This window comes from Inconstantimicrobium porci (assembly GCF_009696465.1).
Taxonomy (GTDB): domain Bacteria; phylum Bacillota; class Clostridia; order Clostridiales; family Clostridiaceae; genus Inconstantimicrobium; species Inconstantimicrobium porci.
In genome coordinates this window covers 1-14,960 of record NZ_VULX01000025.1, presented here as the reverse complement: position 1 = coordinate 14,960, position 14,960 = coordinate 1, and the positions used below count along the sequence as shown (strand labels likewise).

Sequence of the window (14,960 nt, the reverse complement as noted above, 5' to 3'; positions counted from 1 at the left end):
TTTTTTATCATAGCTTTTTTCACATATGATATTAAATATATAACATAGAAAGCACTTTTTGAATATAACTAAATATTAGGAGGTGTGTTGCATGGATATTGATGAAGTTGGAGAGGTAATTTTTAATAACTTGAATGATGATAAAGATAATCAAAGTAATAGTTCTGAAAATGATTTTCCGTTAATGCAAAGGCTTATAGATGCATACGATTATCAGCTTTTAACATATCAGGCCTTTGGTCAGCTAGCATCTGTTGCAGGATATCTATATTGGTATGTATCAACTATTTATGGTATGCAAGTAATTAATAATAAATATTCAGCTAATAGAGAAGAATTAGTGGATCCTGATCCTGATATACCAGCATTAGCGGGAGCAGAAATTCTGCTAATTGCTCAGAGCGTTCTTCTACAGGTTTCTAGAAGCCAATATTTTAATTTTTATTTGAATTATAACCGCAATAATTTAAATACTGCAAAATCAGCTACCTATGAAATATATTTAGGCGATTTTATAGAACTTATTGCATATACATTAAGTTATCTTGGGACTAAACAGATTTATGAGATTAATCATTCTAATGATAATCCGTTTGTAGAATAGTAACTGATTGAAATGGCTAACGAAAAAGTGTAATATATGAGTATATATGTAAAATAAACAAAGATGTATTTAATAATTATCATTTATTTATATAGTACAGATAAAAGGGGGCTACACAAATGAATAATATAGAAAATTTGAGAGAGCTTAGAAAATCTATGAAAAAACACAACATAGATCATTACTTGATTCCAAGTGCTGATGCACATCAGAGTGAATATGTACCTGATTATTATAGGGGAAGAGCGTATGTATCTGGTTTTACAGGTTCAGCAGGAACACTTCTTGTATCAGAAAACTGTGCAAAGCTTTGGGCTGATGGCAGATATTTTATACAGGCAGCAAAACAGATTGAGGGAAGTGGCATAGACCTAATGAAGATTGCTACACCTGGATATGACACAATACATGAGTATCTTAAGAAAAACGTAAGATCAGGTGAGACTCTTGGATTCTATGGAAGATGCTACAGCGCAAATGACTATAAGACTTTTAAAAAAATAGCTGAAGAAAACAATTTTAAAATAAATATGGATTTTGATCTATTAGAAGAAACTTGGTCTGACAGACCTAAGCTTCCCAAAGATAATATATATATCCTTGAAACGAAGTATGCAGGCAAAAGCGCATCTGAAAAACTAAAAGAAGTAAGAGCAAAAATGGTAGATAAGAACGCAGAAAGCTATCTAATAACTTCACTTGATGATATAGCTTGGCTGTTTAATATAAGAGGTAATGATGTTATCTATACTCCTGTTGTTTTATCATTTGCCATAATAACTAAAGATTGTGCAAAACTTTATATAGATAAAGACAAGGTATCTAAAGAAATCGAAAAATCATTAAACAATGAAGGAATTACAGTACTTGATTATGATATGATTGAAAGCGATACTGAAAAACTGACTGGCAGAGTTCTTATTGATCCGGCCAAGGTTAATGCATCTTTATACTGCAGACTTAATAAAGAAAATGTAGTTGAAGAGAGAAATATAACTACAGATTTAAAAGCTGTAAAAAATGATATAGAACTAAAGAATTTTGAAAATTGTCAGATAAAAGATGGTGTTGCCATGGTTAAATTTATCAAATGGCTTAAAGAAAATGTAGGCAGTCAGAAAGTTACAGAGATGTCTGCTACTAAAAAACTTACAGCATTAAGAGCAGAAGGGAATTTAGCTAAAGGAGACAGTTTTGCAACTATTGCAGCATATAAAGATCATGCAGCTATGATGCATTATTCGGCAACAGAGAATACTGACGTTGAACTGAAAAAAGAAGGGTTATTCCTTGTTGATTCAGGCGGACAGTATCTAGATGGTACTACAGATATAACAAGAACAATTGTTTTAGGAAAGCTTACAGAAGAGGAAAAGAGAGACTTTACACTTGTTCTTAGAAGTCATATAGATCTTGCAAAGGTTAAATTCCTTAAAGGTGCAACTGGCGCAAACTTAGATGCTATATGCAGACTTCCTATGTGGGAAAATGGTCTTGATTACAAGTGTGGAACAGGTCATGGTGTAGGATTCCTGCTTAGTGTTCATGAAGGCCCACAAAATTTCAGCCAGAGACTTATAAATGTTCCACTAGAGCTTAATATGAACCTTACAAATGAGCCAGGTATCTATAAGGAAGGCAAACATGGTATAAGAACTGAAAACATGGTGGTTGTAACTAAGTTTATGGAAACTGACTGTGGTACATTCTATCAGCTTAAGACTGTAACATATTGTCCGATTGATCTTGACGGAGTTGATAAGACTATGCTTACAAGTGAAGAATTAGCTTGGCTAAACGACTATCATAAAATGGTTTATGAAAAACTTAGTCCATATCTAGATGAAGTGGAAAAAGAATTCTTAAAACACGAAACTAGAACAATATAATTTAGAATTAAGAACAGATAATAAATCAGTATGCAAAGCATACTGATTTATTTGTTTTAGATGAAGTATTACTCATTATATTTAATAAAGAATTTAAACATTCAAATTTCACACACATAAATGCAAATAACTGGTTGGAATGATTAAAATGTAGTAAAATAGATAAATAAGTAAAAGTTATGAGCTATCATTAGGAGGCATTTTATAAAACTATTAATACTCAAATTGATGATGAGTACATAAATGTAAGCAAGGTAAATGTAATTGGTCAAAAGTTTGAATTTGATAAAGATAACTATACTAGTAATATAGTAATTGGTGATAGAGATGCAGGATTTAATGGAGATAAAGAGTTCATAATTGAATATACAATTGATTATTATAAGAGAAAAGATAATAAAGAGGATTTATTTAACTTTGATGTGCTGCAGGATTATTATGATGGTGACATAAAAAGCTTTTACGCAAAAATAAATATGCCATGTAGAATAGATTCAAAAAATATAATGCTGTTAAGTGGTAAGTACAACAGTTATGATGGAAATGATTTGAATGTAAAACAGAAAATTTATGATAATATTATTGAATTATCAAAAAACAGCACAATAGAAACTGGCGGAAGCATAAAGATGAAAGTAGGACTTGATAAAGGCACATTTAAGAATATTCCAGACTTTAAATATAATTATGTTATAAAAAATATGGATGTTGATATACATATTACAAGACAGCAGGAATATTATGTGACGCAGAAGTATTCAATAGAAATGTTAAAAGAAAATGAAGATGATAACTTTTTAAGGATTATGGATATTGAAGCAAGTCTTGATAAAATTTATGATTTTAAGTGTAGTAGTAATGAAGTAGGAATTAATTCATTTTATGACTCATTAGAATTACCGAAGAAAAAAGGACGTATTGATTTTACAGTAACATATAAGCAGAAACCTGCGCTTGATTCTGATGTGAGATTCTGTATATATAATGGATCAAAGAATGTGAATGTTGAAAAGATGAATTTTAAAATAAACAGCGCAGTACCTATAAAAGATTGTAGGATTGATTGTGATGATGATATTAAAGATAGAATAAAAGTTGACAAGTCATCTAGAAATATAAAGATAGAAAGCAATGACTATCTTAATAAGAACACAATAATTGATGCAGAACTGGATATTGATAAGAGCAAATTTACTAGACCAATGAAAATAAGCGGACTTATTAAATTTTTCAGTGCTGCGATTTGCTTTTTTTTATCACTTTTTGTATATAAAAAGTACTGCAAAACTGAAATTATTACAGCTAAAAATAGGTATTATGAACCTGAATTTATTGACAGTTTAAAAGCAGGATATTTATTTAACAGTGAGTTTTCAAAGAAGAGTGCATCATCACTTATTTTTTACTGGTATTCTCATAAACATATAAACATTGAGTCATTTAGAAATAATGATGGATATAATTTTAAGATAACAAAGTTAGGGCATCTTGATGGTGAACATCAGGATTATGAGATAGATATGTTTAATAATTTATTTTTAGAAAGCAGCGAAGTTATTATCAATAAGAAAAATGGTAGTAATATGATGTATAAAATGTATTCATCTATAAAGAAGAAGTTTCTGGCGAATATGGAAAATGAGAAAATATTATGTGAAATTCCTTCAGTATTGAGGTATATAATTAATTTCAGTATGTATATTACTGTTGTTTGTCTTATTTACGACAGAATTAATGAGAGTAGAGATATGATTACTAAGTTTGGAATATACCTTGCTATTGGAGTGTTATTACTTAAGTTATATTCACATTTAACGAAGCGATGCAACATAGCTTATAAAAACAAGTCTAAGGGTAATATTTCATATAGATACATCTGGATATTTGTATCAGTACCATTTTTCTTGGTGATCTGTCTTATGTTCATATATAAGACAACACCATTCATTATTACTTTTATGACTATAATATTTTTATTTATGTCTATTACTATTAGGAATCATCCAATTAAGTGTAATGAGGTATGTAAGGAAAAGCAGCATTATCTTTTTGGATTACACAATTTCTTTAATGATAAAGATACAGCAGAACTTAATATGCTGTTAAGTTATAATGATCAATATTATAAAAAAGTATTTCCTTATATAGTAGCTTTAGATGATGAAAAGATCTTTATAAATAAAATGAAAAAAATATTATATGCTGATTTCTATGAAAGTGAAATATATTTCAGTTATATTCTTTCATGTATTTTGAATGGGAGTAACATAATGGTATAATTAAATGTAAATTAACAATTTAATTAAGGGGGAAGTTATTTTGATTTTTTTAGTATCTTTAGGAGTAGTTCTTTTAATAATTTTGGTGTGGTTTGTAATCACATACAATAAATTTGTTTCATTAAAAGCAAAAGTTGATGAGGCATTTTCAAGTATGGATGTATTTCTTAAAAAGAGATATGATCTTATCCCAAATCTTGTTTCTACAGTAAAAGGATATGCATCACATGAAAAGACAACATTTCAGAAGGTTGTTGAAGCAAGAGGAAATGCATTAAATGGGAATATTCAGGAGAGGGCAAAAGCTGAAGGAGAATTAAGTAATGCACTTTCTAAATTATTAATGCTTAAGGAAAGTTATCCTGCACTAAAGGCTGATTTACAATTTAAGCAGTTATCAGAAGAACTTACTAATATTGAAGGGGAAATTGAAAAATCACGTAGATATTATAATGGTTCAGCTAGACAGCTTAACGAATATGCTAGAAAAATTCCTAGTTGTATTGTGGCTTCTTTAGCAAGGGTAAAGGAAATAGAATACTTTACAATAAAAGAAGAAGAAAGAGAAAACGTAAAGGTTGAGTTCTAATATAAAATGAAAAAGAAAAAGTATAAAATTTTGTCGATAGTTTTAATTATACTAATGATAATTTTCTTCAAATATTTTTTAAGTGATTTATTTCTGGGAGCAGTAAAGAAACTTCCTTATGATGTTGAAAATATGGAAGTACTAGTAGAAGTAAATGATAAGAAACAGTATGAAGTAATAGAAAAACTAGATATTAGTTTCAATGGAACAAAAAATTATATTCAGACGGACCTTTTGGGAAATTCAGATTCTTCTTGTTATAGTGTTAGTGGCATATCAGTTTCAGGTGTGGATTATGAATTATACGGTAGCAATATTGTATTAAAAAGCAATGGTTATTTTAAAAAATCAAAGAAACAGGTAACTATAAAATACACATTAAATTGTTATAAAGATGAAGATAAAACAAAAGATAAAATGATTATAGATGTTTTAAGGTCAAAGTGGCCTCTAACTATTAAGCATTTTAATGCAGTTATAAAATATCCACCATATATGCATATGCAGAATGTTAACTTAAGTAGTGAAAGTTCTTATTATGCTAAAAACGGTAATCAATGTCTTAATAAAGCAGAATGTAATCAACAGGGTAACGTTATAAATGTTAAAGCTGACAACATTGTTTATAAGTATGCACCTATTACAGTTAATGCTACTTTTGAAAATAATGCATTTATGAAAGCGCCTGAAAAGAAAGTTGATTATATAATAAATGATGAAGAAACAAATATAGGTATCAATAAAGCTCAGGAATATATGGTTAATAAGAAATATAAAATAACTGTAAATAATTCTGATGTGAAGATAAATCTAAAACAGTTTTTAAGCAGTCATGGTGTTCTAAAGATTCATGACGTGAGATGTAAGAATGAAAATATTAGATATGAAAGCAATTCTGAGTATTTGTATCTGCCTAATGATAAGGGGATTTATGAATTTACAGTATCATATATAGCAATACCAGTCCTTGACGATGATATTATTTTTAATCTAAGGGATCATTCTGGATTCACAGATATTAAGAAGTCAAAGTTCATAATAAAGAGTGAAGTTCCTATTAAGGACTATAATGTTATGTCAAATGTCAAGTATAACTCATCAAAGAAAAATAATGAAATAATAGTGGAAAATACAGAAGATTTAAAATGTCAAGGGAATATAACAGTTAATATAATAACTGATAAGAATGCATTTTCAAGACCAAGTCCAATAACAACATACTTATCTGTAGTTACAGCTGCTTTATGTGTACTAGTTGCGTTATTTAGATTTTTTAGGTATGGCAGAGATCCAAAGGTAACACCTGTAGTTGGTGTTTATCCACCTGAGGGTTTGAATACTGTAGAAACTGCTTTTATACTAAATGGTGCTATGAAAAGTTCAGATATAACATCATTAATATTTTACTGGGCATCACATAAACACTTAAATATAATTATGGATAATGATGGTGAGAAAGCTAAATTTACGCTTGAAAAGGTATCAGATCTTGATAATAGACATAGAGATTATGAAATCAAACTTTTTAATAAAATATTTAGCAAAGGTGATGGCAGAAGAGTAACTTCTGATCAATTGCGTAGGAATTTACTTGGCGAAATATTTAAAGCTAGGTTAAAGGTACAATTTTCTTTTAGGGGAGATAGAAGTCTTGAGGATGAGCTTGCGCAGAAAAAAAGTTCAAAAACATTATATTTATGCTGTATTACTATAATACCACTTATAATAACAAGACTTATAGCAAGCTATATAGAGTTTAATAAAATAAGTTTAGCACTTATTTTATTTGTATCATTCTTTTCAATGATTATATTTTATTGTTTTGCATCTTCTCTAAATAATTTATATAGACTTAGCAATATAAAAAAAATCAGAAATATAGTTGTTGCAGCTTTGGCAGGTTCTATAATATTCGCTATAAATTATAAAATATACAGTCACAGAATTATTCCTTGGTATGTAACTGCAGGTTCTATACTGCTTATGATGACAGGGCTATTTATTAGTGCATTTATTACAAGGATTAGCAAGTATAAGGCAAAGCTTGCAGGAGAGGTATTAGGATTTAAGATATTCCTTGAGACTGCTGAAAAAGACAGACTTGAGATGTTAATAAATGATGATCCAAATTACTTTTATGATGTGCTACCTTATGCACAGGTATTAAATGTAACAAATACATGGACAGATAAATTTAAGGATATAACTTTAATACCACCGTCATGGTATAAGAGTACAGCTAAATTCACATTTAATGTTCTTTTTGATATATTAATACATCTTGCGCTTTAATCCTTAATCTATGAAGTGTTCAGTACAAGTGAAAGGGGATAGTTAATGAAAAAGTATAGAGGGATTTTATTTCTATCGTTTATGTTTATCTTATTTTTTATTAAACCAACTTCAGTATATGCTTCTGATGTTGGATATTATATAAAAAATATGAATGTTGATGTAAAAGTAAATAGTAGTAGGCAATACATTGTTACTGAAAAGATAGATGTTTATTTTAGTGAAAGAAAACATGGTATTATTAGAAAAATTCCTACAGTAGGAAGTGCTGAGTCTTGGACTGTCAGTGATGTTTCTGTAGCTGGGGCTCCCTATACTGTAACTAATGGATATAATGTCGAAATTAAAATTGGTGATAAGGATAAGGAGATAAAAGGAGATAAGTCATATATAATAAAATATACACTAAACCATTATGCTGATGAAGAGGAGGATGGTGATTATTTATATCTTGATGTACTTGGTTCTCAATGGGATACAAGCATAGAGAAATTTAATTCAACAATTACATTTCCATTTATGATGACTCTAAATGATTATAAAATAACAAGTGGAACATATGGTTCAAAAGAAAATAAACTTGGTGTAAAATGTAGTGTTAATGATAACATAATAAGTATTAATAGTGATAAGAAAATAGATAAAAATAATGCTATTACAATAAATGCTAAATTTAATGAGGGTGACTTTTCTTCTGCACCTAAATATCAATATAATTGTATTATAAACAGCGAAGAAACAAATATTGATATAACAAAAAATCAGGAGTACATCGTTAAGAAGTCATATAGTATAGATATGAATGGACTAGCAAGTGATGCAATGTTACCAGTGCTTCAAGGCTATGAAAGCGGCTCTAAGCTTTATGATTTTAAATGCAGTAATGATAAAATAAAACTAATTTCAGAGAATCGATTTTTATGTATTCCAAAAGAAATTGACACATATGACTTTACTGTAAGTTATAAGATTAAGCCGCCTATATTTTCAAAACTTAAATTCAATCTTTTTTCATCATTTGGAGAAAATAAAATTAAAAACCTCAAAGCTGTAATCAATTCTTATGTACCAATAAATAAGTATTCTGTTTCTGGAGCAGAATGTGATACTACGAAAAATAATAATGTAATTACAATAACTAATAAGAAAAATTTAAAAAGAAATCAGAGCTTAGATCTTACAATAGATTCAAATATGGATGCTTTTACAAGGCCTATGCCAAAAGCAGCAGTTACTTCTTTAATATTTGCAGCTATTATTTTTGTAATAGCAATTATACTATATTTTATGTTTGGTAGAGATGAGAAACTTTATCATATTGTAGAATTCTATCCTCCAGACGGAATTAGCAGTGTTGAAGCAGCTTATATCATGAATGGTTACTGCAGTAATGACGATATAACAAGTCTTATATATTATTGGGCATCACATAATCATATAAAGATTAAATTTAAGGATAAAGGTAAAAAGAGTGACGGATTTAAACTAATTATGCAAGATACTCTTGATGATAAGCATCAGCAGTTTGAGATTGATTTGTTTAATAGTATATTTCTTAATGGTAATCGTAAGACTGTATGTAGTAATGATTTAAAGGATTCAATATATAAAGATGTTAGTACAGCAGCTAGTAGTGTGAAGAAAGTATTTAAAGGTGAGAAATCTCTTTATAATAAAAAATCATCTATAGTACGTAAATTATACTTTATTGTATCTTTTATACCACTTATACCATTAGTAATGAGTAGAGTTGCAGAAAGCGGTTATGATTCAATTGATGTTTTCTTTAGAGTAGTCTTTTCAATGATAGGATTAATCTTATTTTACGGAATAACATGCAAATTCAATGATTTTTATAGAATGAGCAAAGGAAGAAAAACTTTTTGGACTGTATTTGAAGTAGTTATGTATTTTATTATTTTTTGCGTATTTTTAGGCAATTATATGTATAATATAATTCCTTTTAGTATTGTGTTTTGTACAGTATTTTTATTATTTGCTTCATTTTTTGTTACAGCATTTCTATCTAAGAAAAGTAGGTATAATGTGGATATAACATCTAGAATACTTGGTTTTAAGGAGTTTATGATGACTGCTGAGAAAGAAAGACTCGAAGCTCTAATAGAAGATGATCCAGAGTATTTCTATAATACTCTTCCTTATGCTCAAGTGCTGGGAGTTACAGATGTATGGAAGGATAAGTTTAGAAAAATTACAATGGAGCCACCTTCTTGGTATGATGGTAACATTGATACGTTTGATTGCTTTGCATTGAGCAGAATAATTGATAATATGAATACAGTGACAAGTGATATGACATCAGCTCCAGCATCTTCAAGTTCTAGTGGATTTGATGGTGGCGGATTCTCAGGTGGCGGCTCAGGCGGTGGCGGCGGCTCAAGCTGGTAGAATTAAATTAGCAATTAAAATAACAGATACCTAATAATAATATGAGATTCACATGCGTTATGCTTGTGAATCTCTTTTTTGTATAGTAGACTCGTTATAATTCATATGAGACTAACAGAGGAAAATATTCCATACAAAATGCAATATATAGTTGACATTAAGGCGGAAATATATTACTATAGATACATAGGGGAGGTGCTTTTGTGAAAAATATTAAAATGAAAATGGCAAGAGTTGAATCTGATTTGTCACAAGAGGAACTTGCACAATTAGTTGGGGTGACAAGACAGACAATAGGCATGATTGAAGCAGGAAAATATAATCCTACTCTTAATCTTTGTATTAATATTTGCAAAGCATTAAACAAAACATTAAATGATCTATTTTGGGAGGAGAATTAAAAATGGATGAAAGACAAAAACTAAACTCAGTAAAGCCGCTAGCTATAACAGTAGCAGTAACTTACATTTACTTATTAGTTGAGACATTTTACAAATTTATCAGCACAAAGGATATATTTAATTGTACATGGGAAATAGGATTACTTGTATTAATGCCGATTATTATATGTGTGGTGTTAAGATCTGAAAAAGAAGTGATGATTCCTAATACTCTATCTGGAAAAGAAATTGATAAAAATATGACACCAAAAGCAAAGTCAAATAGAAAAAGATCATATCTGTTTGATAGCATATTATTTGCAGGAGGATTAACTGCAGCAAGTATAGCTGTATACTGTTTTGGAGTAAAAGATGCAATAGATATTTATCTTATTCCTAACCTATCTGAAAGTGCTTCAATGATGGTGAGCTTTTTCCTCGAATTTACTGGTCTGTTTATTGTGAGCTATTTAGCTGATTATATTTGGGGAGAACACAGCGTAAAACAATATAATAAAATTATTAACGAATTTGATGATTAGAATAATCAAAAGGTCTGTATCAATAGTATCTGATACGGACCTTTTGATTTAGCTATTTAGTTATATTTTTATGACATTGTAGTGCACCAATTAATGATAATATTATTAAAATTCCTAGAATCCATATATTATTAGTATGATGATTAATTAAATCTTCTATAATTTTTATATCTAAACCTATAGTGACAATTAAAAAAACATTTCTTCTGAATTTCATTGAATAAAACATTACGCCACCTCTTAAAACTCTTTTTTTGCAAAGATATTTGTTGAGACGAGAAATGAAGCAAATGTTAGAATTGAGGTTATACCAACAGCTAGAATAGGCAGCATGTAATGCAGGCTATTAATAATATTCATAAGTGATGTTACTTTTACAGGAGGAATCAACTTTGTAAAATAGAATAATATGCATATAGCTAACATAAACAATGCTGCAAGTACATAAAGTGATTTAGTTGATCCTAGCTTGAATGATATCAATAATTGGTGCTGGAGCTAAAAGCATAAAAAACATCTTAAAGAAACTTGAATCTCCGTTGGGGATAAATAAAGCTGAATCGACAGCAGTGATCAACAAGATTATTAATATATTCTTTTTTGAAACTATAAAGTCTTTTAAAATTAAACCTGACGTTTTTTATACCTCCTTATTTAAAATTCCTTTTTCGCAAAAATATTAGTAGATATAAAGTATGATGCTAAAGCTATTACTATAGTTATTCCGATAGCCAATATTGGTATTATGTTTGCTAAACGATTAAAGATATTAGATAAGTTTGTTATATCAGTTTTAGAAACTACTTTAGATAATGCAAATGTCAAACCAACAGGTATGAATAATACAAGAAGCATAACAAGTCTTGCTTTTTCAGATCCTAACTTGAAAATTATCGGCATGTTGATACTGTCATAGATTATGCCTAAACAAAAATATAATACTGTCATAAAAATTGTCTTGTTTATATCTAATGAGTTAGATAATGTTGATGATACTGTTAATAGAATAAAGCATAATAATCCTGAACATAATAGGAAAATTATCATTAGAAGATATTTGCTTAATACAAGGTCTTTTCTTTCAATTGGCATTGTGGTAGCAAATGAATTCCATTTTGAAGTGTCATCAAAAGCTATTGCACTCATTACTGGGAAAGCACCTAAAAAAACAAAGAATGCACATATGAAATCTATTTTTCCCTGTGGCAGAAAGATTACAGAATAAAATACTATGATAGCTAATTGTATTCTTATATATTTTTTTAAATTAATAAAATCCTTTAAAATTAATCCAGTCATTATTTTTCACCTCTTACGTAGAATAGCATTATATCATCAACTGTACATCTTTCAACGACAGTTTCATTGTTATGTTTCATAAATTCAGGTCTGTTATCAATAAGTACCTCATAATTGTAATTACTCTTTCTATAACGTATGATATGAGATTTATCCATATCATTAAAAGCTCTTGCTCCACATTTAACAATACCCATATTTTCACGAAGTTCATCCTTGCTCTTTGAAAAGACAATCTTGCCTTCATGAATAAAAGTAATATAATCTGCAATCTTATCTAGATCTGATGTTATATGTGATGATAAAAGTATTGCATTATTTTCATCCTGAATAAAATCAAGGAATATATCTAGAATTTCATCTCTTGAAATTGGGTCTAAACCGCTTGTTGCTTCATCAAGAATTAGTAGTTTTGCATGATGGCTCATGGCAGCAGCTAGAGAAAGTTTCATCTTCATACCTTTTGAGAAGCCTTTTATAGTTTTATCATCTGGAAGTTTGAATTTATCCATGAATTTATAAAAAGTATTTTCATCCCATTGCCTATAAATTCTTTTTAATATGTTATTAATATCTTTTATAGTCATTGTTTCTTGAAAACAGTTATCATCAAAGACAACACCTATTGATTCGTTAATGGTAACATCATTCTCATAGTTTTCTTTGCCGAATAGTGTGATAGTTCCACTGTCTTTTTTTATAAGATTTAATATAGATTTAATTGTTGTAGTTTTACCAGCACCATTCTCACCTATAAAACCCATAATACTACCACGAGGAATGTCAAAAGAAACATTATCAAGTTTAAATCGTGGATAAGATTTAGTTAAATTTTTTACTGATAATATATTTTCCATGTTTACTCACCTTCATATAAAATTTTTATTATTTCAGTTATTTCTGGTAATGATATGTTGCTCGATTTGGCGATATCAACAGCTTTCTGTAGATATTCCTCAACCTTTTTCTGCTTTTCTTCTTTAATAAAATCTAAGTTCTTTCCAGCTACAAAACATCCCTTTCCGGCAACTGTTTCTATAAAACCATCTCTTTCAAGATCGGAGTAAGCTCTTTTAGTTGTGATTACGCTTATTCTTAAATCCTTTGCAAGCTGTCTCATACTTGGAAGGGGTTCTCCCTCGCTTAGTTCACCAGAGATTATCATGTTTTTTATCTGGCTTGATATCTGCTCATATATTGGTTTTTGATCTGAATTACTAATAATTATTTCCATTTAAGCACCTCAAGTTGTTATACTGTATATACTGTATATACACAGTATATGATTATATACACAATATGTCAATAGATATTTATAAAAAATATAATTACTAATTAAAAAGGTGAAGGTCATATTTAAAGTTAAACATGACCTTCACCTTATGTTACTTTGTGATTAGTGAAGTTTAAGATTATCCGAAGGTATAAATGGACACTTTTTCTCTATGATTTTTTTTATATTCTGGATAGATGCAAACTTCTTTATCTAATGTAAATGGTGAATCATTTTCAAGATAATATATATAATCATCTGAAGGGTAGTATAATAGAAGCGTGATTTTCGTCTTTCTCTACTTTATATTTTTCTGCGTGAGTGTTAAAAAATTCTATTTTAGATTCCTTATTGTTATGTTTTTCAAAGTAGCTTTTTTTGTTGTGATTACATTCATCTATATAAAATGAATTCATTTCGATTCCTTTAGCATTAACATTAAAGAAATGATTAGCGTAAAAATTTAATCTGCCTTTACCACAACCAAAGTCTATTAAGTTATCATTTTCGTATATATTAAATTCTTGAAATAAAGTTTCAAATACGTGATAAGATGTGGGCTCATATCTATGGTAATGTATTGATCTATAAAATTCTTTCTGATCACCCTGCGTTTTTATATTAAGTAATTTTTCATATTTCTGCTGATCCATATTTTAATCCGCTCTAAGATAAAGATTAAATTGTGCATTCTTAATATTATCATTAATTACGCATAAATCAGCATGAAATAAAATACAATTAATAATATTCTTAAATATTGAATAAATTCACAGATATGAAAAATTGGTAGTTGTATATAAGTAATGTTTATTTGGATTTTATGTATATATTAGAAAAAATATTAAAATTTATGTAAACTATTGCAATGAAGATTATAATGTCTTACAATAAAGGAGTGAAAACAATGTAATTGTTTTCGTAACCTAAATATCTTTGTTAAATTTGTTAGTTGAAAGGAGTACACTAAGTGTACTTTTTTCGTTATAAGAGAGAAGTGTATATCATTGTAGGCATTAATTTTAGAAATACGTAAAAGATAAAATTTTGATATTTTAATATTATGATGAAATTATCAAATATAGATTGCTTATGCTAATCTAAAAGTGTACCAATAATTAACTTCTGCTAAACAAAAAATGTACCACTCAACCACTCCTCCATTTATAATAAAATTGTCGACATTTTATATAAGTGGGAGGATTTTGAAAGGTGATTGAAATGGTACAATATGATTATATCAGATATCTTTATTTTAACGAAGGGCTTAGTCAAAGAAGTATAGCCAAAAAGATAGGAGTACATCGAAAGACCGTAAAACGGGCGATTGAAAATCCCGAACAAAAATATAACCTAACTGCGGTTAAGGACAAGCCTATAAACGGAAAATATGAACATTTAGTA

The 14,960-nt window shown here is 28.7% G+C and carries 13 protein-coding genes and 1 pseudogene; 9 read left to right on the top strand and 5 right to left on the bottom strand.

Translation table 11 applies throughout. The features are described from left to right. The first annotated feature begins 91 nt into the window (after positions 1–91). From FYJ33_RS12740 to FYJ33_RS12705, 8 genes are all read left to right on the top strand, one after another. Positions 92–604, top strand: a complete 513-nt coding sequence (locus FYJ33_RS12740) for a hypothetical protein (RefSeq protein ID WP_154532102.1) — start codon at positions 92–94, stop codon at positions 602–604. 119 nt (positions 605–723) lie between these two features. After that, positions 724–2,493, top strand: coding sequence for an aminopeptidase P family protein (locus FYJ33_RS12735; RefSeq protein WP_154532101.1), 1,770 nt, complete (start codon positions 724–726; stop codon positions 2,491–2,493). A gap of 422 nt (positions 2,494–2,915) precedes the next feature. After that, on the top strand, positions 2,916–4,772 hold the full coding sequence (locus tag FYJ33_RS12730; protein WP_154532100.1) for a DUF2207 domain-containing protein: 1,857 nt from the start codon (positions 2,916–2,918) through the stop codon (positions 4,770–4,772). 40 nt (positions 4,773–4,812) lie between these two features. Further along, the gene (locus FYJ33_RS12725; RefSeq protein ID WP_154532099.1) at positions 4,813–5,361 is read left to right on the top strand and encodes a LemA family protein; all 549 of its coding nucleotides are present in this window, start codon (positions 4,813–4,815) and stop codon (positions 5,359–5,361) included. Between the two features lie 6 nt (positions 5,362–5,367). Then, positions 5,368–7,653 carry a DUF2207 family protein gene (locus FYJ33_RS12720; RefSeq protein WP_154532098.1) on the top strand — a complete coding sequence of 762 codons (2,286 nt, stop codon included), beginning with the start codon at positions 5,368–5,370 and terminating at the stop codon, positions 7,651–7,653. Positions 7,654–7,698: 45 nt separating this feature from the next. After that, positions 7,699–10,062, top strand: a complete 2,364-nt coding sequence (locus tag FYJ33_RS12715) for a DUF2207 domain-containing protein (RefSeq protein WP_154532097.1) — start codon at positions 7,699–7,701, stop codon at positions 10,060–10,062. Positions 10,063–10,265: 203 nt separating this feature from the next. Next, entirely contained in the window at positions 10,266–10,463 is a 198-nt protein-coding gene (locus tag FYJ33_RS12710) for a helix-turn-helix transcriptional regulator (RefSeq protein WP_321106732.1), read from the top strand. Between the two features lie 2 nt (positions 10,464–10,465). Next, entirely contained in the window at positions 10,466–10,984 is a 519-nt protein-coding gene (locus tag FYJ33_RS12705) for a hypothetical protein (protein WP_154532096.1), read from the top strand. A 52-nt stretch (positions 10,985–11,036) separates the two neighbouring features. On the opposite strand, the gene FYJ33_RS12700 is transcribed toward FYJ33_RS12705, so the two are convergent. From FYJ33_RS12700 to FYJ33_RS12680, 5 genes are all read right to left on the bottom strand, one after another. After that, positions 11,037–11,213: a hypothetical protein gene (locus FYJ33_RS12700; protein ID WP_154532095.1), complete on the bottom strand. Its 177-nt coding sequence runs from the start codon at positions 11,211–11,213 to the stop codon at positions 11,037–11,039. A 425-nt stretch (positions 11,214–11,638) separates the two neighbouring features. Beyond that, positions 11,639–12,283: an ABC-2 transporter permease gene (locus tag FYJ33_RS12695; protein ID WP_154532094.1), complete on the bottom strand. Its 645-nt coding sequence runs from the start codon at positions 12,281–12,283 to the stop codon at positions 11,639–11,641. Then, positions 12,283–13,140 (bottom strand): ABC transporter ATP-binding protein, encoded by an 858-nt coding sequence (locus FYJ33_RS12690; RefSeq protein ID WP_154532093.1) that lies wholly within the window; start codon positions 13,138–13,140, stop codon positions 12,283–12,285. Before FYJ33_RS12690 ends, FYJ33_RS12695 begins: the two co-directional genes overlap by 1 nt. 2 nt (positions 13,141–13,142) lie before the next feature. Continuing rightward, entirely contained in the window at positions 13,143–13,517 is a 375-nt protein-coding gene (locus FYJ33_RS12685; protein WP_154532092.1) for a GntR family transcriptional regulator, read from the bottom strand. Between the two features lie 293 nt (positions 13,518–13,810). Continuing rightward, the gene (locus FYJ33_RS12680; protein ID WP_235900848.1) at positions 13,811–14,209 is read right to left on the bottom strand and encodes a class I SAM-dependent methyltransferase; all 399 of its coding nucleotides are present in this window, start codon (positions 14,207–14,209) and stop codon (positions 13,811–13,813) included. 568 nt (positions 14,210–14,777) lie between these two features. On the opposite strand from FYJ33_RS12680, the pseudogene FYJ33_RS12675 reads away from it, so the two are divergent. Continuing rightward, positions 14,778–14,960: pseudogene (locus tag FYJ33_RS12675) on the top strand (helix-turn-helix domain-containing protein); the annotation flags it as partial.

Excerpts from the sequence above, each read along its gene's own strand:
- FYJ33_RS12740 (WP_154532102.1), top strand. The coding sequence starts at position 92 with ATGGATATTGATGAAGTTGGAGAGGTAATTTTTAATAACTTGAATGAT.
- FYJ33_RS12735 (WP_154532101.1), top strand. The coding sequence starts at position 724 with ATGAATAATATAGAAAATTTGAGAGAGCTTAGAAAATCTATGAAAAAA.
- FYJ33_RS12720 (WP_154532098.1), top strand. The coding sequence starts at position 5,368 with ATGAAAAAGAAAAAGTATAAAATTTTGTCGATAGTTTTAATTATACTA.
- FYJ33_RS12715 (WP_154532097.1), top strand. The coding sequence starts at position 7,699 with ATGAAAAAGTATAGAGGGATTTTATTTCTATCGTTTATGTTTATCTTA.
- FYJ33_RS12705 (WP_154532096.1), top strand. The coding sequence starts at position 10,466 with ATGGATGAAAGACAAAAACTAAACTCAGTAAAGCCGCTAGCTATAACA.
- FYJ33_RS12700 (WP_154532095.1), bottom strand. The coding sequence starts at position 11,213 with ATGTTTTATTCAATGAAATTCAGAAGAAATGTTTTTTTAATTGTCACT.
- FYJ33_RS12695 (WP_154532094.1), bottom strand. The coding sequence starts at position 12,283 with ATGACTGGATTAATTTTAAAGGATTTTATTAATTTAAAAAAATATATA.
- FYJ33_RS12690 (WP_154532093.1), bottom strand. The coding sequence starts at position 13,140 with ATGGAAAATATATTATCAGTAAAAAATTTAACTAAATCTTATCCACGA.
- FYJ33_RS12685 (WP_154532092.1), bottom strand. The coding sequence starts at position 13,517 with ATGGAAATAATTATTAGTAATTCAGATCAAAAACCAATATATGAGCAG.
- FYJ33_RS12680 (WP_235900848.1), bottom strand. The coding sequence starts at position 14,209 with ATGGATCAGCAGAAATATGAAAAATTACTTAATATAAAAACGCAGGGT.